The organism is Streptomyces blattellae (genome assembly GCF_009709555.1).
In the GTDB taxonomy this organism is placed as follows: Bacteria; Actinomycetota; Actinomycetes; order Streptomycetales; family Streptomycetaceae; genus Streptomyces; species Streptomyces blattellae.
Map to the genome: position 1 here is coordinate 53469 of NZ_WJBG01000215.1, position 21347 is coordinate 74815.

Sequence of the window (21347 nt, forward strand, 5' to 3'; positions counted from 1 at the left end):
TGAGTCATGGGAGTGCTGACGGGGGCTGCCACGGCCCTGTCCGGTGCGGTACTGGCGGGGCCGCGACTGCTGGTGCACGGGGCCGCGCCCGGTGTGGGTGCGGCCGCCGGAGCCGTGGCCGGGACGGCGCGGGCGGGTGTGCGAGGTGCGGACGCCGTCGCCAGAGTGACACGGGTGGCCCGCCGGGCGCTGCCGGGCGGTGACCACACCTGGCGGTCCGGTCACCGGGCACACCTGCCGCTCCGGCCCACGGAGCCGGAGCGGGTACGGCGGGCGGGCGGGATGGCCAAGGCGGCGCGCAGGGTGGCCACGGCGCTGGCCGAACAGCCGGACGTGGCCTACGCCTACTGGGACGGCGGCCTCGCGCGGCTGGTCGTGGCCGCGAGCGAGGCGGCCGTGTCCGAGCGGGTGGCGGAGAAGGCGCACGCGCTCGCCGCCGAACACGGGCTGGAACCGGCGGACGTACCCGCGGACGAAGCGGCGGAGGAATTCACCCACCCCGGCGACCCGGCCCTCGTACGGACCAGCGCGGCGGCACTCGCGGCCGACGCGGCGGGCGTGCTGGTCTCGGTGACCGGCTCCGTCCTGCGACTGCCGCACTCGCCCCGGGCTGTCACGGCGGCGGCGACCCTGCTGCGTGAGAACCCCCGCTTCCGCGCCTGGCTGCGCGAACGGTTCGGGTTCTCCCGCATGGACCTGATCCTGGCCGTGTCGAACGCCGCGGCCCATGGCGCGGGCCGCACCCCGACGGCCCTCGTGCTCGACGCGGGCCTGCGCTCCGTGCAGCTCGCGGAGGCGGTCGCACGCGCGGCGGCGTTCGACGCGGTCCATGACCGGGTGTGCGGACCCGAGCGGGAGGACGTCTCCCCGGACCGGTTCCCGCGCCCGCCACTGCGGACCACGCCGGCACACGAGTACGCGGTCCACGCCGAGACGGGCAGCATCGTCGGCGCGGCGGTGACGCTGCTGGTGAAGCACGACGGCTCCGAGGCGGCCGAAGCGGTCCTCGCGGGCTCCCCGAAGGCGGCCCGCTACGGACCCGCCGCCTTCCACGCCGCACTGGGCTGCGCGCTCGCCCGCACCGGCGTGCTCGTCCGCCACATGGAACGCATGCGGCAACTGGAGACCCTCGCGACCGTCTTCCTGCACCCGAGCGCGCTGCACACCCCCGACGGCGCCGCGGACCCCTGGGCCGAGGCCGTCCTGGACGCGGCACGGCGGGCCGGACTGCGGGTCGTCGTGCCGGGCGATCCCGCGCTGGGCGACTTCACCGCCCTCGCCGATCATGTCGTGTCAGCCGAGCGGTCCTTCAGCCGGACGGTGCACGAACTGCGGGGTCGCGGAGGCGTCCTGACCGTGGCCCGGCCGCAGTCGGCCGACGACACCGACACCCTGTCCGGGCTGCTCGCCGGCGATGTCGCCGTCGCGCTGGCCGACGGGGACGCGGCCGTGGCCTGGGGCGCGGACGTGGTGGCGCCGGGCGGTCTGGCCGACGTATGGCGGCTGCTCGCGGCCGTACCGGTGGCGCGGAAGGTCGGGCGGCGTTCGCAGACGCTGGCCCGGTCCGGTGCGGCGCTGTCCGGGCTGCTGGTGGCCGTCGGCGAATCCGGGCGCGGCACCCACTCGCCGCTGCCCGGCCTGCGGCACGCGCCCGTCGACGTGGGCGCGGCGGTGGCGTTGCTGTCCGGGGTGCGAGCCGCCTTCGGCGTCGCGGTCACCCGCGCACCGCGTCCCCGGGCGCGCGTGGCCTGGCATGCGCTGAAGGCGAAGGACGTACGACAGCGGCTGGGGCACCGGCTGGAAGAGTCCCCGACCCTGGCGGCCGAGGCGACTTCCAAGGTGCGGCAGGCGGCCAGGACCGTCGGCCGTAACCCGGTGTTCGTGCCGGCCAAGGGAGCGCTGCGGCTCGGCCGGGCCGTGCGGGGCGAGCTGGACGATCCGCTCACCCCCGTGCTGGCCGTCGGCTCGGCCGCGTCGGCGATCCTCGGCTCGGTCGTGGACGCCCTGCTGGTCGTCGGCGCCCTCGACCTGAACGCCCTGGTCGGCGGCGTACAGCGGCTGCGGGCCGAACGGGCGCTGTCCGGACTGCTCGCGGAGCAGAAGCAGAAGGCGCGCGTCGCGCCGGACGACACCTCCGACCAGCCCCACACCGTCGACGCCGCACGCCTCACGCCCGGCGACGTGATCGAGCTGAAGGCCGACGACGTCGTACCCGCCGACGCCCGCCTGCTGTGGGAGGACGGCCTGGAGGTCGACGAGTCGGCGCTGACCGGCGAATCCCTGCCCGCGGAGAAGCAGACCGCCCCGACACCGCGCGCACCGGTCGCCGACCGCAGCTGCATGGTGTACGAGGGTACGACCGTGGTGGCCGGACAGGCCCGGGCCGTCGTGGTGGAGACCGGCGACCACACCGAGGCCGCCCGCGCGGTCCACCTCGCCGCCCGCAAGCCGCCGGCCGCCGGCGTGCAGGCCCGGCTGCAGGAACTCACCCGCAAGGCACTGCCGTTGACGATGGCGGGCGGCGCCGCCGTGACCGGCCTCGCGCTGCTGCGCGGCACCCCGATCCGCCGGGCCGTGAGCGGCGGGGTCGCGGTCGCGGTGGCCGCCGTCCCCGAAGGGCTGCCCCTGGTGGCCACGGTCGCCCAGCTGGCCGCCGCCCGCAGGCTCAGCGGGCGGGGCGTGCTGGTCCGCGCCCCGCGCACGCTGGAAGCCCTCGGCAGGATGGACACGATCTGCTTCGACAAGACGGGCACCCTCACCGAGAACAAGCTGCGCCTCGTCCGGGTCACCGGCACCGACGGCACCGCCCGCAAGCCGGACGAGGCCGCCGCCACGGCCACCCTGCGCGTCGCCGTACGCGCCTGCCCCGAGCCCGAGGAGGGCCCCGACCAGCCGGTGCACTCCACCGACGAGGCGGTGCTGGACGCGGCCGGGCGCGATCCGGAGTGGGAGCAGACGGAGGGCAGGCCGTTCGAGGCCGGGCGCGGATACGCCGGAGCCGTGGGCCACGCGGCCGACGGGACACGGGAGTTCGTGGTCAAGGGCGCCCCGGAGATCGTCCTGCCCGCCTGCCGCGACCTGCCCGAACACGCCTCCCGCACGGCGCAGTCGCTGGCCCGCGACGGACTGCGGGTCCTCGCGGTCGCACGGCGGCGCCTGAACGACCACGAGAAGGACGCGGACGTCTGCGAAGAGCCCCTGTCGGAGCTGGAGTTCACCGGACTGCTCGCGCTGGCCGACGTAGCGCGCGAGACGTCCACCGCCCTGGTGCGCGGGCTGCGTGAGGCGGGCGTACGACCCGTCATGCTGACCGGCGACCACCCGCAGACCGCCCGCGCGATCGCCGTCGAGCTGGGCTGGCCCGACGACACCGCCGTCGTCACCGGCGACGAACTGGCCGCCGCGGACCGCTCCGAACGCGCCCGGATGCTGCGCGACGTGGACGTCGTGGCCAGGGTCGCGCCCGAGCAGAAACTCCAGGTCGTCGAGGCCCTGATGGACGCGGGCCGGGTGGTCGGCATGGTCGGCGACGGCGCCAACGACGCGGCCGCCATCCGCGCCGCCGACATCGGCGTCGGCATCAGCGCCCGCGGCTCGGCCGCCGCCCGCAACGCCGCCGACCTGGTACTCACCCACGACGACCTCACGGTGCTCGTCGAGGCGGTCGTCGAGGGACGGGCCCTGTGGCACAGCGTCGCCGACGCCATCGCCATCCTGATCGGCGGCAACGCGGGCGAGGTCGGCTTCGGGATCCTGGGCACGCTGCTCGCCGGCGCCGCGCCGCTGTCCACCCGTCAGATGCTGCTGGTGAACCTGTTCACGGACCTGTTCCCGGCGATGGCGGTGGCGGTGACACCGCAGAAGGACGGGGAGACCGATGTCAGCGCGCCACAGGGCAATACCCTGCTCGGCACGCCGCTGATGCGGCAGATCCGCCACCGGGCGCTGACGACCTGCCTGGGCGCGGTCGCCGCCTGGCTCATCGGCCGCTTCACACCGGGCTCGGCCCGCCGGACCACCACGATGGCCCTGTGCGCGGTCGTCGGCACCCAGCTCGCCCAGACCCTGGCCGACCGCAGGGGCTCCCCGCTGGTCCGCATCACCTCCCTCGGCTCCGCCGCCGCCCTCGTCCTGCTCGTCCAGACCCCGGGCGTGAGCAACGCCCTCGGCTGCACACCGCTGGGCCCGGTCGCCTGGACCGGCGTGGCGGCGGCCATCGCTCTGGCGGTGACGGGACAGCGGGTGCTGCCGGAGCTGGAACGGGCGGCGGTGCGGCTCAGCCGGTAGCAGGGTGCGCTGCTGTGCGCGTACAGGGAGGGCGTGCGCGTGTCCGGAGTGCTTGTGCGCATACGGATGCGCCTGTTCGGGTGGCCATGAGTGTTCATATATGTGTACCACGCTCGCTATACGGAACGAATAACGGAGAGATAGCGCGGCTTCGGCCTGAGGAAGGCCCTGAATGGTCAGCTCGCTGAACTGCGCCCCACGCGACCCGCGCTCCTGCTCCACGCTTTGTGCACAACACATTCGGACACCCCCGCTCAGCGGGGGAACAGTCGAACTCGCCGCATGGGAGCGCTCGATGCCCTGCTGATCTCCCTGTCGACGGCCCCAGGATCCCCCATCACGAAGGGATGACACTTTGCCTGCCACCACCAAGCGCAGACCACTTCGCACCTTGCTCGCCGCCCTCTCCGGAATGCTCGCGGCAGCCCTCGTCACCGCACCCCCGGCGAACGCCCGCGTCGACGAGCCCACCGCGGCCCTCGCCGAGGTCACCGGCTTCGGCGAGAACCCCAGCAACCTGCAGATGTACCTGTACGTTCCGGACAACGTGAGCGACAAGCCGGCCGTCGTGGTCGCCCCGCACTGGTGCGGGGGCTCCGGCCCGGCGATGCACACCACGACCGAGTACGCCTCGCTCGCCGACCGCTACGGGTACATCGTGATCTACCCGTCGGTCACCCGGGACACCAAGTGCTTCGACGTCTCCTCACCCCAGGCCCTGCGCCGCGGCGGCGGCAGCGACCCGGTGGGCATCAAGTCCATGGTCGACTGGGTGACCCGGATGTACGACGCCGATACGAGCCGGATCTTCGCCACCGGCATCTCCTCGGGCGGGATGACGACGAACGTCCTGCTGGCCCTCTATCCCGATGTGTTCGCGGCGGGCGCGTCCTTCGCCGGTGTGCCGTTCGGCTGCTTCGCCACCACCGACGGCGCCGAATGGAACCACCCGTGCGCGAACGGCGACATCGACCGCACCCCGCAGGAGTGGGGGGACCTCGTGCGCGCCGCGTATCCCGGTTACAACGGGCCCCGGCCGCGGATGCAGGTGTGGCACGGCACCGAGGACGACGTGCTGTGCTACCCCAATTTCAAGGAGCAGATCGAGCAGTGGGCGAACGTGCTCGGTGTCAGTCAGACCCCGGCTGTCACGGACTCGCCCCAGTCCAGCTGGACCCGCACCCGCTACGGCGGCACCGGTGACCAGGCCCCCGTCGAAGGCATCAGCCTCCAAGGCGTCGGCCACCCCGACCTGTACGCCACGGGTATGGCCGCTCGTGTGCTGACCTTCTTCGGCCTGGCAAGCGGCTGACCCTGCCCCAGTCCGTACGACCGCGCTCGCATCGGTGAGCGCGGTCGTACGGCTGATACGGGAACAGACGACCGGGGTGTCTCCGGTCGACCATCGTCCCGCACGGGCGGTCCTGGGGACGGTCAGACCGAGCGGTGATACTGGTCCGGCACGTGGACCTCCCCGCCCAGTTCGCGTGCCGCGTGCCGCGCCCAGGACGGGTTCCGCAGCAGTTCACGGCCGAGCAGCACCGCGTCGGCCTCGTCGTTGGCGAGGATCTTCCCGGCCTGTCCGGCGTCGGTGATGAGGCCCACGGCGGCGACGGAGAGGCTCGTCTCCGCCTTGACGCGGGCGGCGAACGGCACCTGGTACCCGGGGCCGGTCGGGATGCGGGCGCCGGAGACATTGCCGCCGGTGGAGACGTCGAGCAGGTCGATGCCGTGGGCTTGGAGGCCTGCGGCGAAACGGACGGTGTCGTCCGCGCCCCAGCCGCCCTCCTCCAGCCAGTCGGTCGCCGAGATCCGGAAGAACAGCGGCTTGTCGTCCGGCCACACCGCACGAACGGCGTCGACGACCTCGAAGGCGAAGCGGGTGCGGTTCTCGTACGAGCCGCCGTACGCGTCGGTGCGGTGGTTGGAGTACGGGGAGAGGAACTCGTTGATCAGATACCCGTGGGCGCCATGGATCTCGGCGACCTCGAAGCCGGCGGACAGAGCACGGCGGGCCGCGTCCGCGAACTGGCCGACGATCTCGTGAATCTGATCCACCGTCAACTCGTCCGGCACCGGATGCCGCTCGTCGAACGCGACCGGACTGGGCGCCACCGGCTGCCACCCGTACGCCTCCGGGCCCACCGGCGCCCCGCCCTTCCAGGGCTGGGCTACGGAGGCCTTGCGGCCACTGTGCGCGAGCTGGATCCCGGGCACCGTGCCCTGCGACACCAGGAAGCGGGTGATCCGGCGGAACGCCTCGACCTGCGTGTCGTTCCAGATACCCAGGTCGTACGGGGAGATCCGCCCCTCGGGGCCGACGGCGGTCGCCTCGACGAGGATCAGGCCCGTGCCGCCGGCCGCGCGCGCCGCGTAGTGGGCGAAGTGCCAGTCGGCCGGGGCCCCGGCGTCCGGGCCCTCCGGAGCGGCCGAGTACTGGCACATCGGGGCCATCCAGACCCGGTTCGGGACGGTCACGTCGCGCAGGCGGAAAGGCTGGAAGAGGGCGCTCATGGCGAGCTGCTCCAATCGTCACGGGGGTCGATGGACGACTCGTACGATAGGCATCGTAGTACGTGAAGTGTCAAACTACGAGACCCTTCGTACAATGGAAGTCCGTCCGACGAACTGGAGCCGCCGTGACCACCGCCACCACCAGTCGTGATCTTCCGCACCCGGCGCGCGACGAGATCCGGCTGGAGGACATCCTGCACGCGCTCGCCGACCCGATGCGCTTGCAGATCGTGCGAGAACTCGCCACCGACGGCGGCGAGCTGTCCTGTTCGCACTTCGACCTGCCGGTCACCAAGTCCACGACCACGCACCACTTCCGGGTGCTGCGCGAGAGCGGAGTGATCCGGCAGACCTACCGGGGCACGGCCAAGATGAACGGCCTGCGCCGGGACGACCTGGACGGCCTCTTCCCGGGGCTGCTCGACACCCTCCTCGACGCCGCCACCCGCCAGGCCGTCCGCCTCCGGAGCGCCTGATGCCGACTGGCAGCACGCCCACGGCGACCGTCCCGGACCTCACCGGGCCCGGCGTTGCTCAAGGGGCCTCCAACGCGGCGGAGCCGCACCGTGACAAAGCCCCTCGCCCCTAACCCGCGTTGCCGTGCGCGGCGTTCAGCAGTGACTGCCAGTCGGGGAGCTTCACCACCCCTCGGCCGAGTGATGCCCCGAGTTCCGCCTCCGCCCGCTCGATCGACTGCCAGCCGGACCACTCGACCGGCTCGATCCCCTCGCCGCGCAGGGCCGTCAGCGGATCCCCGGGCAGATCCTTTTGTACGAGAACGTCGGCGTCGTCGATCAGCGACGTCACCGTCTCCTTGGCGTCCGGCCGGTTCGTGCCGATGACGCCCGTCGGCCCCCGCTTGATCCAGCCGGCCACGTACTCGCCCGGCGCGACGAGGTCCTCGCGCAGTACGCGGCCGGCGAGATGCGGCACCGTGCCGGTCGCCGTGTCGAAGGGGAGGCCTTCCAGCGGTACTCCGCGATAGCCCACCGAGCGCAGCACCAGCTGGGCCCCGATGTCCTCGTAGCTGCCCGTGCCCGTCACCCCGCCGTGGCCGTCGGGCCGTGTCCGTTCGAAGCGCACCGCGCCCACGCGGCCCGCCTCGGCGAGGAGTTCGACGGGGCGCAGGAAGAAGCGCAGCCGGATGTGGTGGTGGGCCTCCTTCGCCGGTGCCCCGGCCCAGCCGCGCAGCACCTCCACGTTGCGGCGGTTCGCCGCGGGCAGGCCGGAAGGGTCGGCGTAGGCCGGGTCCAGCGCCAACTCCGCGGGGTCGACCCGCACTTCGGTGTCCGGCAGGGCGCCCAGCTCGCGCAGTTCCTTGGTGGTGAAGCGGGCCTGGGAGGGGCCGCGGCGGCCGACCATGCTGATCTCGGTCACCCGGCTCGCCGCCAGCGCGGTGAGCGCCGCCTGGGGCATGTCGGTGGGGCTCAGCTCGGCCGGGCCGCGGGCCAGTATCCGGGTGACGTCCACGGCCACGTTGCCGACGCCGATGACCACCGCGGAGGGCGTGCCGAGCACGAAGCCGTCGGCGGTGGCGTCCGGGTGGGCGCTGTACCAGGACACGAACTCGGTCGCCGACCAGCTGCCCGGCAGTTCCTCACCGGGGATGCCCAGATGGCGGTCGGTCGCGGCGCCCACGCAGTACACGACCGCGTGGTACAGCTCGCGCAGCCTCGCGGCCGGCACCCCGCCGCGGCCCACCTGAACGCCGCCGAGGAACCGCACCCGCTCGTGTTCCAGGACCGTCCGCAGGTTGTTCTGCAGCGACTTGATCTTCTCGTGGTCCGGTGCCACTCCGTAGCGGACCAGGCCGTACGGGCACGGCAGCCGGTCCAGGACGTCCACCAGCACGTCGGAGTGGAGCTGGACAAGGCTCTGGGCGGTGTAGACCCCGCTCGGTCCGGAGCCGACGACGGCGACATGAAGCACGGCGGAACTCCTTACCCCGAAGGACCGTCGGAGATCGCTGATGCTTCCAGCATCGCACCGCGGATGCTCCGCTGACAGGGTGCTGTACCGGGTACAGGCGTGCGTGTTCGTTCGTATGGAATGTGATCATGAGGTTACGTTGCGTGTGTGTTGGACGCATCCTTTCTTGATCTTTCTGATCGTTGTCCGATGGACGGTGCGGTGTCCGTGTGGCCCGCGTGGGAAAGTGCGGGAAGACGGAGCCGACGGGGACGACGCCGGTGTGACGTCCTGGTGGGGCGTTCGGCTGGCGTTCCCGGACGGCGCGCAGGTCGACCTGCTCGCCGTGGTGTCCGGCGCCGGGGTCTGCATCGAGGACGTGCGGGCCCGGCCGGCCTTGTCCCTCGACGATCTGGCGGTGCTCGCCGAGTGGGTCGAGGGCCCGCTGTCCGAGGTCTGCGGAGTCGAGCCCGCCGGCGATCCGGGGGCCTCGCGGCATGCCCGTCCCGCGTGGCCGCGCGGGATCGCGGGGCAGTGGCTGGTGGCCCGGGAGTACCGAGCGGCACAGAAGGAGGGCGCCGACCCCGTCCTCGCCGTGATGGGCGCGACCGGGCACAGCCGGCGCAGGTCCCTCAGTCTGATCGCCCAGGCCCGCGACGCGGGATTCCTGACGGCACGCCATGCCCGCCGCTGAGGCGGGCTCGGCTCACGGCAGGTCCCGCATCCGGTCGATCTCGCTGGTCTGCTGGGCGATCGTGTCGTCCGCCATCTCCTCGATCTGAATGTTGTTGCCCTGCGCCTTCACATCCGTGGCCATGGTCACCGCCCCTTCGTGATGGGTGATCATGAGGGTGAGGAAGAGCTGGTCGAACGCCTTCCCCTCGGCCGCGCGCAAGTTGCTGAGCTGACCCTCGGTCGCCATCCCGGGCATCGAAGCGTGGTCGTGCCCGCCGCCCGTCTCCTTCTCACCGTGCGTCTTCAGCCAGCCCCTCATGGCTTCGATCTCCGGTTTCTGCGCGGCCGAGATCCGCTCGGCCAGGCTCTTGATCTGCGCCGACTCGGCGCGGTCCGGCACGAGTTCGGTCATCTCCAGAGCCTGGGAGTGGTGCTCGATCATCATGCGGGCGAACGAGACGTCCGCGGAGTTGGGGGAGTCGTCGTCGGCGCGCTGCCGTGCGGCGTCCTCGGCGGACAGCGTGTGGTTCTCCTCGCCGGGCTCGCCCGGCACGATCACCGAAGGCCCGCTCGCCGAGGCGGAGTCGGCGTCGGATCCGGAGTCACAACTTCCCAGCGCCAGAACGGCGAAGGCGGCCAGTGCCGCCGTAGAGGACCGCTTGAAAAGCTTCATTACATGTCTGTGTCCCTCTGTTGGTATGTGCATGCCCAAGACGATACTTCGACGGGCATGAACCGTTCCCACGCGAACGGAACAAGGGAGGAAACAGTGATCCTGTTGAACGATCCCCGAACGCGGCACAGACGCCTGGGAGTCGGCGCTGTCGCCGTCGGGCTGCTGGCCGCGCTGCTCACGGGCGGTCCGGCGGCCGCGACCCCCGACCCGGGGGACGGCCCGGCGGCGGAGAAGGAGGTCTCCCAGAGCACCCAGGCCGAAGTGAGGCGGGCCCTCGACAGCGGCGAGATACCCGGTCAGGACGAGATCGTCCACTCCGCCAACATCCAGCACGTGACGAACATCCCCAAGGACGTGTTACCGGGCACCAATTCGGACCTCGCCTTCCAGGGCAAGTACGCCTTCGCCGGCAACTACGACGGCTTCCGCATCTTCGACATCAGCAACCCGAAGGCCCCGAAGACGGTCTCGCAGGTGCTGTGCCCCGGCTCGCAGAACGACATCTCCGTCTCCGGCGACCTGCTCTTCCTGTCCACCGACTCCTCGCGCAGCGACAGCAGTTGCAACAGCACCACGCAGCCCGTGACCGAGAAGTCGTCGTGGGAGGGCATGAAGGTCTTCGACATCAGCGACAAGGCCAACCCGAAGTACGTCGCCGCCGTGGAGACCGCCTGCGGCTCGCACACCCACACGCTGGTGCCCGAGCGCCGCAACGTCTACATCTACGTCTCCTCGTACTCGCCGAGCGCCACCTACCCCGACTGCCAGCCACCGCACGACGGCATCTCGGTGATCAAGGTGCCGCGCAAGGCCCCCGAGAAGGCGGCCGTGGTGGGCTTCCCGGTCCTCTTCCCCGGCGAGGGAGCCGACGGCGGCGGCAACCCGGGCGCCCCCACCAACCCCGGCGTCTCCAAGACCACCGGCTGCCACGACATCACCGTGCTGCCCTCGAAGGACCTGGCGGCGGGCGCCTGCATGGGCGACGGCATCCTGTTCTCCATCAGGGATCCTGAGCATCCGAAGGTCATCGACCAGGTCCAGGACAACGTCAACTTTGCGTTCTGGCACTCGGCGACCTTCAACCAGAGTGCCGACAAAGTCGTCTTCACCGACGAGCTGGGCGGCGGCGGAGCGGCCACCTGCAACGAGGAGATCGGCCCGAACCGCGGTGCCGACGGCATCTACGACATCGTGGGCAAGGGCGACAAGAGCAAGCTGGTCTTCCGCAGCTACTTCAAGATCGACCGCCACCAGGCGGACACCGAGGTCTGCGTGGCCCACAACGGCTCGCTCATCCCGGTCAAGGGCAGGGACATCATGGTCCAGGCCTGGTACCAGGGCGGCATCTCCGTCTGGGACTTCACAAACTCCGCCCGCCCGAAGGAGATCGCCTACTTCGAGCGCGGCCCGCTGACCATGGACAGGGTCACCACGGCCGGTTCGTGGTCGGCGTACTACTACAACGGCTACATCTACTCGAACGACATCGCCAAGGGGCTCGACGTCCTCAAGATCAGTGACCGGCGCACCGACCCGGCCAACCGGGTGCGGCTGAGCGAGCTCAACGTGCAGACGCAGCCGGACTACTTCGGCTGATCCGCGGGCCGCTCGCCGGTCGCGAAGAACCGCGACAGTTCCGCGTCACCCGTCCCGCCGGACGCCACCTCGGTGTCCGGCGGGACACCCAGCGCCCAGTCCAGCCGGTAGCGGTTGAACAGTTCGGCCCGCAGCACCGGCAGGGGCATCGGAGCACCCGGCACCAGCGCCGCGCAGACCGCGCCCATCAGCTGGGCACGTAGCATCGGGTAGTCGGTGTCCACGTCCTGCGAGCCGGCGCGGGCGACGGTGTCCCGCAGCAGCTCGGCCAGCCGCCGCTGCTCCGGGCACGGCATGAACCCCTCGGCCTGCAGCAGCCCGGCCACGTGCTGGCGCATCAACACGGGCCGGTCCCGGGCCAGACCCAGGATCGCGTCGATCGCCCGCGCCATGCGCTCCCGGCCGTCCTCGGTACGCGGCTCGCGCTCCAGGGCCTCCTCCAGCGTGCGGTTCATCAGCCGGTGCACCGCGGACTGCACCAGCTGGCGTTTGCCGGGGAAGTAGTACGACACGAGACCGCGCGCCGAGCCCGCTCTGTCCGCGATGTCGCCCAGCGTCGTCGCCTCGAACCCGCGCTCGTCGACCAACTCGACCGCGGCATGCAGAAGCCGCTCCCGGGAACGCCGCCGCAACTCTTCATTGACCGAGGCGCTGCGCGGGGACATGCTGTAACTCCTGCGTTGACTGGCTGGCAGCCAACTATACTCAGCGCGTCCGGGCCTGCCCCTTTCCGCGGGCCGTCCGGTGCTGCCGTCCTCCTCGGGCGACGCGGGGGATCGTCCGAGGAGGAGGCGGCGACACCGGGCCGGCTCAGCCCACCAGGTCCAGCACCGGCCGCAGGCCGTCGGGCCGCAGGGTCACCGGCAGATGGTCCACGAAGTGCACCCCGCAGCCCAGCGTGGCCGCGCCGCCGTCCGCCCGGCGGTCGTCACCGACCATGAGCGCGTCCCGCGGTTCGACGCCGAGCTTCGCGCAGGCGGTGGCGAACAGCCGCGGGTCCGGCTTCCGGATGCCGTGCTCGTACGACAGGACGTAGGTGTCGATGTAGGGGTCGAGGCCGTGCTCGCGGAACACCGGGCGCAGGTCCCAGCCGATGTTGCTCACCACGCCGACCCGGATACCGCGCTCGCGCAGCGTGTGCAGGACCTCCGCGGCATCGGGGTACGGCGCCCACGCGGCGGGCAGCATATGGCGGTCGTACAGCGTGTCGTGCAGCCCAGGGTCGGGCAGCGGCACCTGCCGGGAGAGCCCGGTGTACGCCGCCCGGTGCAGCTCCGAGCTCTGGTCCCGCACGTCCCACACCTCGGCGACCGCCGTGGGCAACCGCTCCGGATCGCCCCCGCCGGGCAGCGCCCCCGCCGTCTGAAGCGCCTGCGCCGTCTCGGTCAACTCCGGGTCCGGCAGCTCGATCCCGGCCTCGGTGAGCGCACCCCGCAGCCAGGACTCGGTGGACTCGACACGGAAGAGGGTCCCGGAGAAATCGAACAGCACGGCAGTCATGAGGTGATCTTACGGGGATGTGATCCGCCGGGTGGGGAGAGCCGGTGATGTCCGGGGCACCCACCGCCGGTGCACCAGCACCGCCAGCGCCACCAGCGTCGCGCCCAGCAGCCAGCCGCCGACGACGTCCGAGGCCCAGTGCACGCCGAGCCACACGCGGGTCAGGCCGACGCCGGCCACGGAGATCACCGCCACCGCCACCGCCGTACGCCACACGGTGCGGCCGGCGCCGTAGTGGATCAGGAGCCACAGCAGGAGGCCGCAGACCACCGTGGCGGTCATGGCGTGGCCGGACGGGAACGCCGCGTAGTGGGCCGAGTCGACGGGGTCGGGCCATACCGGGCGGGCACGGCCGACCGCCGCCTTCAGGGACTGCTGCACCAGGGTGCCCAGCGCCACGGTGGCCGCCAGCCACAGAGCGGTCCACCAGTCCCTGAGTCTCCACATCAGCCACAGCACGACGGCCGTGCACAGGACGCGCATCGTCCACGGATCCCACACCCAGTCCGTGAGGATCCGGCACGTCTGAGTGATCCCGGGGCCGTCGACCGCCCAGCGGTGGGTGGGGCGGGCGATGTCGCCGTCGAGCTCCATCAGGGGCCCCCACTCCGCAGCGACCAGGATGAGCAGCAGCAGCGAGGACGCCGCCAGGGCGGCTGCGGAGCGCACGGCGCCGCGATGGCCGCTCGGGCGGGGAGGGGAGTCGACGGACGGAGTGTGCATGCTGTGATCCTCGCCGAACGACGGGGTGTGAGGCGAATTCCGGGGTCCTGAAATCGGCTACCCCAGCGTCCGCAGCGCCGGTACGAACGCCACCAGGACCGGCACGACCGGCACCAGCGAGGCCGCCGCGGTGAGCCGCAGTCGCCGGGCCGCCGAGAGCCGGTCCGGGGGAGCGAGCAGCCGGTTCACCCGCTGCGGCACATGGGCGTGCGGGGCCGGGCCGTGACCGAACACGCCCCGGTCCTCGTTCAGTTCCACCAGCGCCAGAGCGGTGGTCAGGCGGCCGAAGCGCCGGGAGGCCGTGTCGTCGGCGGCGAGTTCGACCAGCCGGTGCATCTCGTCGCGGAACGCGGCGAACACCGGCACCCGCGGGAACCCGCCCGCCAGCGCGGCCGAGCAGTGCAGCAGCCAGTCGTGCCGGGCCTGCGCATGCCCCTCCTCATGGGCCAGCACGGCGTCCAGCTGCCGGCCCTTCAGCCGACGCAACGCGGCGGTGGTGACGACCAGTCGGGGCGGCGAGCCCGGCAGCCACCAGGCGTCGGGCCGCGCGCCCTCAAGGACGACCAGCCGGTGCCGTTCGGGCTCCTCGCCGGGCAACCGCGGGGCGCGGACGAGGAGTTCGGCTCGCCGCTGCCGGCGCCGGGCACGTGCCCGTGCGACCTCGCGGACCAGCATCGCCGCGCTCCACACCCCGCCCAGCGCGAGCGCCACCGCGGTCGTCGGGGCCCACGGGCCGGTGGGACCGAAGGCGTAGGCCTCCACGACGGAGTGCGGCGCGGTCGCGAACACATGGCCCCGGACGGCCTGCCAGGCCGCCGCCGCGCTGAGCGTCATCGACAGCGCACAGCACAGGAGCACCGCCGCCACCACGCACTGCCACACCCACAGGGCGACCACCGGTTCACGGTCCGGCCAGTCGGCGCGGGCGATCAGCCGAGGGGCGACCACGGCGGTCAGGGCGCCGAGCAGCAACAGTGCCGCGGGGACCATCATGGGAGCACCCTATGAGCGGCGGAACGCCCGGAGGTACGGCTTGTCGGGCCAAGTGACGCATACCTCAGAGCGTCAGCAGCATCGCGACCATCCCGATCCCCATCGACAGCCGGCAGGCCCGCGCCAGCTCCGGCCGGTCGCCCCACCCCACACTCCCGCCACCGGCGGCGACGGGCACCAGCCGGGCGCCGGACAGCAGCACATACCCCACGAAGTACGCCAGCAGCGCCGCCGTGACGAGCGGGACCCCGGAATCGCCGTGCCCTCCCGGCGAGCGGGCCATCGCCAGCGCCATGTAGACCATCGCCGAGGCGCCGACCAGGTGGTGCAGATGGTGGGCATGCGTCCGTGCCGCCCACAACGCGTGCAGCGCGGCCCCGCCGAACACGGCCGCGTACACGGGCCAGGCCCACGAAGGCGGCGTGAACACCGCGGCCGGTACGGCCATCGCTGCCATCCCGAAACCCATCAGTGCCTCACCGCCCGCCGCGCGGCGCTGCTCCTCGACACTGCTGCGCATCCGCAGCAGACAGTAGGCGCCGGTCGCCGCGCACAACGCGACCAGCAGCCACCCGGTCGAAGCCGGTCCGTGCACACGCACCTCCGCGGTCGACGGTCGCGGCCACTCGCTCAGGGGATGCCCGGAGCAGGCGGCGCGCATACGAGCGCAAGGGTGTACGCGGGGGGCATGTGAGGGAGCACGCAAGTGAGGAATACCGTCAGTGAGGAATGAGGAATACCGTCAGTGAGGAATATCGTCCGCACCCCGACGCGGTCGCCTCGTTCGCCCTGCCCGACGCGAGCGTGTCCTGCCCGAGCCGCCGACCGGCTGCGGATCGCCTTCTCGCCTACGAAGCGGCCACCGGCCGGGCGATGGTCGGCCACCTGACCTCGGCGGGTTTCCGGGAACTGACTCGCGCGGACCGCCGCTGAGGGCTCCGCGGGATGCCCGCGCCAGGCCGTTGATCCTCTGCGGGTCCGCCGTGACCGGTCGGGCAGCTGCCCGCGCTCCCTGCGGGGCGCTCAGATTCCCGGACGGTATCGGATCGGGTGGTCCTCGGGCACCTCCACCAGCACGATCTGGGTTCCGTCCGGATCCGCGAGCCACATCTCGATCAGGCCCCACGGCTCCTTCACCGGCTCCCGCAGGATCTCGACGCCCTTTGCCCGCAGCTCTTCGTGCGCCGCGGTCACGTCGTCCACCTGGAGCCACAGCCGTACGGCCGGGGACGGCGGTGGGTCGGACCGGCCGGAGACCTCCAGGAAGCCGCCGCCGAGGAAGTAGACCGTGCCGCGTTCCGGGCCCGTACCGAACTCCCGGTAGACGGCCAGGCCCAGCTGCTCGCCGTAGAAGAACCGGGACCGCTCGGGATCGGTGGGTCGCAGAAGGATCCGGCTGCTCAGTACGTGCACCATGCAGCCGGAGCCTAGTGGCTGGGCTACTCTCGTCCGTGCCTGAGCCGCGCCGGAGATCGGAGTCGTACTCGATGGAGACCGCAGCCACCGGACCGACGTTCCGAGACGCCGTCGACAGCGATGTGGACACGTTGGTCGCCCTGATCGAGTCGGCGTACCGCGGTGACTCCAGCCGGGGCGGATGGACCACGGAGGCGGACATCCTTCAGGGGCAGCGGACCGACCCGGAGGGAGTGCGGGCCGTGATCAAGTCGCCGGACAGCCGGCTGCTCACCGTCGAGCGGGACGGGCAGGTCGTCGCCTGCTGCCAGCTCGAACACCGCGGCGACCACGCCTACTTCGGGATGTTCGCGGTCAGCCCCCGGCTCCAGGGCGACGGCCTCGGCAAGGTGATCATCGCCGAGGCGGAGCGCACGGTCCGCGAGGAGTGGGGTGCCACGGAGATGCACATGACCGTGATCTCCGTACGCGATGACCTGATCGCCTGGTACGAGCGGCGCGGCTACCGCCGTACGGGACGGATGACCCCGTTCCCGTACGGCGACGAGCGGTTCGGCATCCCACTCCGCGACGACCTGCAGTTCGAGCTGCTGGTCAAGGAACTCGGCTGAACGTCACGCGGTGAAGCGGCCGGTGCGTTTGATCTCCGGGTAGTCGGTGGTCGCACCGTCCAGTTCCAGAGCCCGTACGAGCCGCAGGTGGTCCTGCGTGTTCACCACCCAGCCGATGATCCTCAGGTCCGCCTTCCGGGCGTGCTCCACGATCTCCAGGGTGAGCCGGCGGATGTTCAGGCAGACGGCTCGCGCACCGGTCTCGACGGCGCGGTCCACGACATCGGTGTCATAGCGGCTGGCGATGAGCGCGGTGCGGACGCCGGGCACCAGCCGGGCGATCTCGGTGATCGCCTCGTCGTGGAACGAGGACACCTCGACCCGGCCGACCAGATCCCGCTTGTGCATGACCCCGGCCAGCGCCCGCGCCGCCGCCTCGTCCTTGATCTCCGCCTGGAGCGGGCACTTCACCGCGTCCAGGACCTCCTCGAAGACCGGCACGCGCTCTCCGCGACCCGCGTCCAGGGCGCGCAGTTCGGCGAGCGTCTGCTCGGCGATCGGGCCGGTTCCGTCGGTCGTGCGGTCCACGTCCGCGTCATGCATGACGACGAGGGCGCCGTCCTTGCTGAGGTGCAGATCGAGTTCGATGACGTCGAGGCCGGCGTGCTCGGCGGCGACGAAGGAACGGAGGGTGTTCTCGGGTTCGACACCCATGACTCCGCGGTGACCGATGGTAAGGAAGTTCAAGGTTCCAACTCGCTTCCGTCGACGGCGGCTCGGGCACGCGCGTAACCGGGGCGGATGTTTCGCGCGGCAGGGCCGCAGCCTAGTGGCCCTGCCCCGCGATGTACCCGCGCGTTCACCGGCGATCGGCGTGGCGCGCATGGCGGGCCCGGCCGCCGTCACCCCGAGCGTTCACCCGGGCGTGGGCGAGTCCTGCGCGCGTTGACCGCCGGCCCTCCTGGATCCCGTGCCACGCTTGCCCGTTCGCGGCCGAAGTAGTCGCCGTCAGGGCATCTGGCAGGAAAAAGTTCGGTGACACCGGGGGGTACGCAGGATAATTCACCGAGGCTGCCCTTGCTGGGGGAAACCTCATATGCATACGGTGTCCTTACGCGAGGTTCTCCCGTGGAGGATGGGACATGACGGAAATTCTTGTGCAGGTGGGTGCGGGGGACCAGGTTCCTTCGATGGCCAGGGTGGTGGAGCACCCGGCGTGGCCCGTGCTCAAGGATGCCGTGGAGCGGATCCGGCCCTGGCAGGCCAAGGACGGGTCGATCGACTTCGCGGCCGAGGGCGCCCCCGATCCCGCGGACGCCGAACTCGTCGTGCGCCGGATCACCGACGCCGTCTCGGAGCTGTCCCCGCTGCTCCCGCACGACCGCGTCTACCACGAGGCCCTCGTAGAGGACCTGCACCGCTGGGCCGACGCCGGATTCGGGGTGCCGGACTTCCTCGACTCACTGCTGGCCTTCCAGCCCGCCGCACACCGCGCGGACGGCCTCCAGCACCTGGTCGTCTTCCCGATGTACACACAGAACGGCAACCCCGACCGCAACCTCGAAGCGGTCGTCCTGAGCATGGTCTGGCCGGACTGGCTGGCCGAGCTGGAGCGCACCCGCTACGACAACCCGCTGTTCTGCGGCATCAAGTTCGAGGACTTCACGGCCGGCTACGACACCAACTCCGCCGTCCTCTTCCCCGAGACGATCGCCGTGCGCGAGGCCCCGGAGCGCTTCTCCTGGGGCGGCATCTTCTGCGACCGTGAGGCCGCCCGCTTCCGTCGCGTCACCGCGGCCGCCGTGGACGTCCTCGGCCTCGACCTGCCCGCGGACATCGCCGCCATGGTCCAGGACCAGAATCGCTGCGAGGAGGCCTTCGTCCTGTGGGACATGGTCCACGACCGCACCCACAGCCACGGCGACCTGCCCTTCGACCCGTTCATGATCAAGCAGCGCCAGCCGTTCTGGATGTACGGCCTGGAAGAGCTGCGCTGCGACCTCACCGCCTTCAAGGAGGCCGTGCGGCTGGCCGCCGACGGTGTCCCGCAGGCCCGTGACGTGCAGTACGCGGTGCTGTTCGACCGCATGTTCCGCTTCCCGGTCACCGGTGAGCGCGTCCGCAACTACGACGGCCTGGGCGGCCAGCTCCTCTTCGCCTACCTGCACCAGCACGACGTCGTCCGCTGGACCGACAACAGGCTCTCCATCGACTGGGAGCGGGCACCGCAGGTCACCAACCAGCTGTGCGCCGACATCGAGCAGCTGTACCGGGACGGCATCGACCGCCCCAAGCTCGTCCACTGGTTCAAGGGCTACGAGCTGGTCGCCACCTATCTCGCTCCGCACCCCGGCTCCAGGTGGGCCAAGGGCCCCGACGCCCTGGACCTGACCCTGCCGCCGCGCAAACTCGTCGATGACGTGCTTCCGGACGAGTTTCCGCTGAGCATGTTCTATGAGGCGCTGTCCAAGAAGCTGAAGAACGTGATTGCCTCGACCCGTGGCATCACGGCCGACACCGCCGAGCGAGTCGCCGCGTGAGCGACCGCACAGGGAGTGAGGCGGTGGCGCCCCGCAGGCGAACGACCGATCAAGAGGCGCACGCTGGTCAGGAGGCGAGGATCATGGGGAACGGGGCTCTCAGCGGTGCGGTGGTCGCGGTGGCCGGTGCGGGTGGACCCGCAGGGCGGGCGGCGCTGCTCAGACTGGCCGAGGCGGGCGCGATCGTCGTCGGCTCGGACAACGACCCGGAGCGGCTGGCCGAGGCCGTGGACGCGGCCAGTTACGCGCACGGCGGTGCCACCGTCATCGGTGACACGGTCGACCTGCTCGACCTCCAGTCCACCCACGACTGGGCCACCCGTATCGAGAAGGACTTCGGCCGGGTCGACGGCCTGGTCCACCTCGTCGGCGGCTGGCGCGGCAGCGAGACCTTCACCCGCACCAGCCTCGACGACTGGGACTTCCTGGAGCTGCTGCTGATCCGCACCGTGCAGCACACCTCCCTCGCCTTCCACGAGGCCCTGCAGCGCAGCGACCGCGGCCGGTACGTCCTGATCAGCGCGGCCGGTGCCAGCAAGCCCACCGCGGGCAACGCCGCCTACGCCGCCGCCAAGGCCGCCGCCGAGGCGTGGACGCTGGCCACGGCCGACTACTTCCGCAAGGCCGGGGGCGAGCAGGGCCCGAACGCGGCGGCTGCGATCCTGGTGGTGAAGGCACTGGTGCACGACGCGATGCGCGCCGAGCGCCCCCACGCGAAGTTCGCGGGTTTCACGGACGTCAATGACCTCGCCGAGGCCGTCCTCGGAGTCTGGGAGAAGCCCGCCGCCGAAGTGAACGGAAAACGTCTGTGGCTGGCCGAGAAGCCGTGAACCCTCCGAAGACCGACGCCCGTCGCCGTCACGACCCGGAAATCCGCGGTTTCGCCAGCGACAACTACGCCGGGGCCCACCCCGAGGTGCTCGCCGCCCTGGCCCTGGCCAACGGCGGGCACCAGGTCGCGTACGGCGAGGACGTCTACACCGAGAACCTCCAGCGGATCATCCGCAGCCACTTCGGCGCCACCGCCGAGGCCTTCCCCGTCTTCAACGGCACCGGCGCCAACGTCGTGGCGCTCCAGGCGGTCACCGACCGCTGGGGTGCGGTGATCTGCGCCGAGAGCGCACACATCAACGTCGACGAGTGCGGCGCCCCCGAGCGCATGGGCGGCCTCAAGCTGCTCACCGTGCCCACGCCCGACGGCAAGCTCACCCCCGAGCTGATCGACCGGCAGGCGTACGGCTGGGACGACGAGCACCGGGCCATGCCGCAGGTCGTCTCGATCGCCCAGAGCACCGAACTCGGCACCGTCTACACGCCGGACGAGATCCGCGCCGTCTGCGAGCACGCCCACGCGCACGGCATGAAGGTGCACCTCGACGGCTCCCGCCTCGCCAACGCGGCGGCCTCGCTCAACATGCCCATGCGGACCTTCACCGACGCGGTCGGCGTGGACATCCTCTCCCTGGGCGGGACCAAGAACGGCGCGCTGCTCGGCGAGGCGGTCGTCGTCATCAACCAGGACGCCGTCAGCCACATGAAGCACCTGCGCAAGCTGTCCATGCAGCTCGCCTCCAAGATGCGCTTCGTGTCGGTGCAGTTGGAGGCGCTGTTCGCCAAGGACCTGTGGCTGCGCAACGCCCGGCACTCCAATGAGATGGCCCAGCGCCTCGCGGAGGGCGTGCGCGCGGTGCACGGCGTCGAACTCCTTTACCCGGTGCAGTCCAACGCCGTGTTTGCGAAGCTCCCGCATGACGTGAGCGAGCGACTGCAGAAGCGGTTCCGCTTCTACTTCTGGGACGAGGCGGCGGGCGACGTCCGCTGGATGTGCGCCTTCGACACGACCGAGGAGGACGTGGACGCGTTCGTGGCGGCGCTCAAGGAGGAGATGGCTCGCTGAGGCCGCGCCGTTCGTCAGTGACCGCAGGTGCTGCATAAATATGTGGGATGCGGAAAATTAATTGACCGGTG

The 21347-nt window shown here is 71.5% G+C and carries 19 protein-coding genes and 1 pseudogene; 10 read left to right on the top strand and 10 right to left on the bottom strand.

Translation table 11 applies throughout. The features are described from left to right. Nucleotides 1-6: 6 nt before the first annotated feature. Together GFH49_RS29945 and GFH49_RS29950 are read left to right on the top strand one after the other, a co-directional pair. Nucleotides 7-4287 (top strand): cation-translocating P-type ATPase, encoded by a 4281-nt coding sequence (locus GFH49_RS29945; protein WP_155059184.1) that lies wholly within the window; start codon nt 7-9, stop codon nt 4285-4287. A gap of 355 nt (nt 4288-4642) precedes the next feature. Next, the gene (locus GFH49_RS29950; protein WP_408055970.1) at nt 4643-5599 is read left to right on the top strand and encodes an extracellular catalytic domain type 1 short-chain-length polyhydroxyalkanoate depolymerase; all 957 of its coding nucleotides are present in this window, start codon (nt 4643-4645) and stop codon (nt 5597-5599) included. Nucleotides 5600-5721: 122 nt separating this feature from the next. Here the strand turns inward: GFH49_RS29950 and GFH49_RS29955 are convergent, their stop codons facing one another. Then, a complete protein-coding gene (locus GFH49_RS29955) occupies nt 5722-6801 on the bottom strand; it encodes an NADH:flavin oxidoreductase/NADH oxidase (protein WP_155059185.1) in 1080 nt (359 codons plus the stop codon). Nucleotides 6802-6926: 125 nt separating this feature from the next. Here GFH49_RS29955 and GFH49_RS29960 point away from each other — a divergent pair, with 125 nt between their 5' ends. Continuing rightward, on the top strand, nt 6927-7277 hold the full coding sequence (locus GFH49_RS29960) for an ArsR/SmtB family transcription factor (protein ID WP_196218165.1): 351 nt from the start codon (nt 6927-6929) through the stop codon (nt 7275-7277). Nucleotides 7278-7386: 109 nt separating this feature from the next. On the opposite strand, the gene GFH49_RS29965 is transcribed toward GFH49_RS29960, so the two are convergent. Then, the gene (locus GFH49_RS29965; RefSeq protein WP_155059187.1) at nt 7387-8730 is read right to left on the bottom strand and encodes an FAD-dependent oxidoreductase; all 1344 of its coding nucleotides are present in this window, start codon (nt 8728-8730) and stop codon (nt 7387-7389) included. Between the two features lie 201 nt (nt 8731-8931). Between GFH49_RS29965 and GFH49_RS29970 the strand changes: the two are divergent. Continuing rightward, nucleotides 8932-9403, top strand: a pseudogene (locus GFH49_RS29970) (DUF6214 family protein). A 12-nt stretch (nt 9404-9415) separates the two neighbouring features. On the opposite strand, the gene GFH49_RS29975 reads toward GFH49_RS29970, so the two are convergent. Then, the gene (locus GFH49_RS29975) at nt 9416-10057 is read right to left on the bottom strand and encodes a DUF305 domain-containing protein (protein WP_155059188.1); all 642 of its coding nucleotides are present in this window, start codon (nt 10055-10057) and stop codon (nt 9416-9418) included. 96 nt (nt 10058-10153) lie between these two features. On the opposite strand from GFH49_RS29975, the gene GFH49_RS29980 reads away from it, so the two are divergent. After that, nucleotides 10154-11656 (top strand): LVIVD repeat-containing protein, encoded by a 1503-nt coding sequence (locus GFH49_RS29980; RefSeq protein ID WP_155059189.1) that lies wholly within the window; start codon nt 10154-10156, stop codon nt 11654-11656. Here GFH49_RS29980 and GFH49_RS29985 read toward each other — a convergent pair. From GFH49_RS29985 to GFH49_RS30005, 5 genes are all read right to left on the bottom strand, one after another. Continuing rightward, nucleotides 11644-12321 carry a TetR/AcrR family transcriptional regulator gene (locus GFH49_RS29985; protein ID WP_155059190.1) on the bottom strand — a complete coding sequence of 226 codons (678 nt, stop codon included), beginning with the start codon at nt 12319-12321 and terminating at the stop codon, nt 11644-11646. The two genes, GFH49_RS29980 and GFH49_RS29985, sit on opposite strands and share 13 nt — an antisense overlap. A 145-nt stretch (nt 12322-12466) precedes the next feature. After that, nucleotides 12467-13156: an HAD family hydrolase gene (locus GFH49_RS29990; RefSeq protein ID WP_155059191.1), complete on the bottom strand. Its 690-nt coding sequence runs from the start codon at nt 13154-13156 to the stop codon at nt 12467-12469. 9 nt (nt 13157-13165) lie between these two features. Next, nucleotides 13166-13879: a phosphatase PAP2 family protein gene (locus GFH49_RS29995; RefSeq protein ID WP_155059192.1), complete on the bottom strand. Its 714-nt coding sequence runs from the start codon at nt 13877-13879 to the stop codon at nt 13166-13168. A 57-nt stretch (nt 13880-13936) separates the two neighbouring features. Then, the gene (locus tag GFH49_RS30000) at nt 13937-14872 is read right to left on the bottom strand and encodes a M56 family metallopeptidase (RefSeq protein WP_155059193.1); all 936 of its coding nucleotides are present in this window, start codon (nt 14870-14872) and stop codon (nt 13937-13939) included. Nucleotides 14873-14936: 64 nt separating this feature from the next. Further along, nucleotides 14937-15467 (bottom strand): DUF5134 domain-containing protein, encoded by a 531-nt coding sequence (locus GFH49_RS30005; RefSeq protein WP_155059194.1) that lies wholly within the window; start codon nt 15465-15467, stop codon nt 14937-14939. Nucleotides 15468-15601: 134 nt separating this feature from the next. On the opposite strand from GFH49_RS30005, the gene GFH49_RS30010 reads away from it, so the two are divergent. Then, nucleotides 15602-15805, top strand: a complete 204-nt coding sequence (locus tag GFH49_RS30010) for a hypothetical protein (protein ID WP_155059195.1) — start codon at nt 15602-15604, stop codon at nt 15803-15805. A 90-nt stretch (nt 15806-15895) separates the two neighbouring features. On the opposite strand, the gene GFH49_RS30015 is transcribed toward GFH49_RS30010, so the two are convergent. Next, nucleotides 15896-16288, bottom strand: coding sequence for a VOC family protein (locus GFH49_RS30015; protein WP_155059196.1), 393 nt, complete (start codon nt 16286-16288; stop codon nt 15896-15898). Nucleotides 16289-16359: 71 nt separating this feature from the next. On the opposite strand from GFH49_RS30015, the gene GFH49_RS30020 reads away from it, so the two are divergent. Further along, nucleotides 16360-16899, top strand: a complete 540-nt coding sequence (locus GFH49_RS30020; RefSeq protein WP_155059197.1) for a GNAT family N-acetyltransferase — start codon at nt 16360-16362, stop codon at nt 16897-16899. 3 nt (nt 16900-16902) lie between these two features. Here GFH49_RS30020 and GFH49_RS30025 read toward each other — a convergent pair whose 3' ends face one another. Next, nucleotides 16903-17586 carry a glycerophosphodiester phosphodiesterase gene (locus GFH49_RS30025; RefSeq protein ID WP_155059198.1) on the bottom strand — a complete coding sequence of 228 codons (684 nt, stop codon included), beginning with the start codon at nt 17584-17586 and terminating at the stop codon, nt 16903-16905. 395 nt (nt 17587-17981) lie between these two features. Here GFH49_RS30025 and GFH49_RS30030 point away from each other — a divergent pair, with 395 nt between their 5' ends. From GFH49_RS30030 to GFH49_RS30040, 3 genes are all read left to right on the top strand, one after another. Beyond that, a complete protein-coding gene (locus GFH49_RS30030; protein ID WP_155059199.1) occupies nt 17982-19379 on the top strand; it encodes a DUF6421 family protein in 1398 nt (465 codons plus the stop codon). An 83-nt stretch (nt 19380-19462) separates the two neighbouring features. Next, nucleotides 19463-20209 (top strand): SDR family NAD(P)-dependent oxidoreductase, encoded by a 747-nt coding sequence (locus tag GFH49_RS30035; RefSeq protein ID WP_155059200.1) that lies wholly within the window; start codon nt 19463-19465, stop codon nt 20207-20209. After that, entirely contained in the window at nt 20206-21276 is a 1071-nt protein-coding gene (locus tag GFH49_RS30040; protein WP_155059201.1) for a threonine aldolase family protein, read from the top strand. Before GFH49_RS30035 ends, GFH49_RS30040 begins: the two co-directional genes overlap by 4 nt. Nucleotides 21277-21347: the final 71 nt, after the last annotated feature.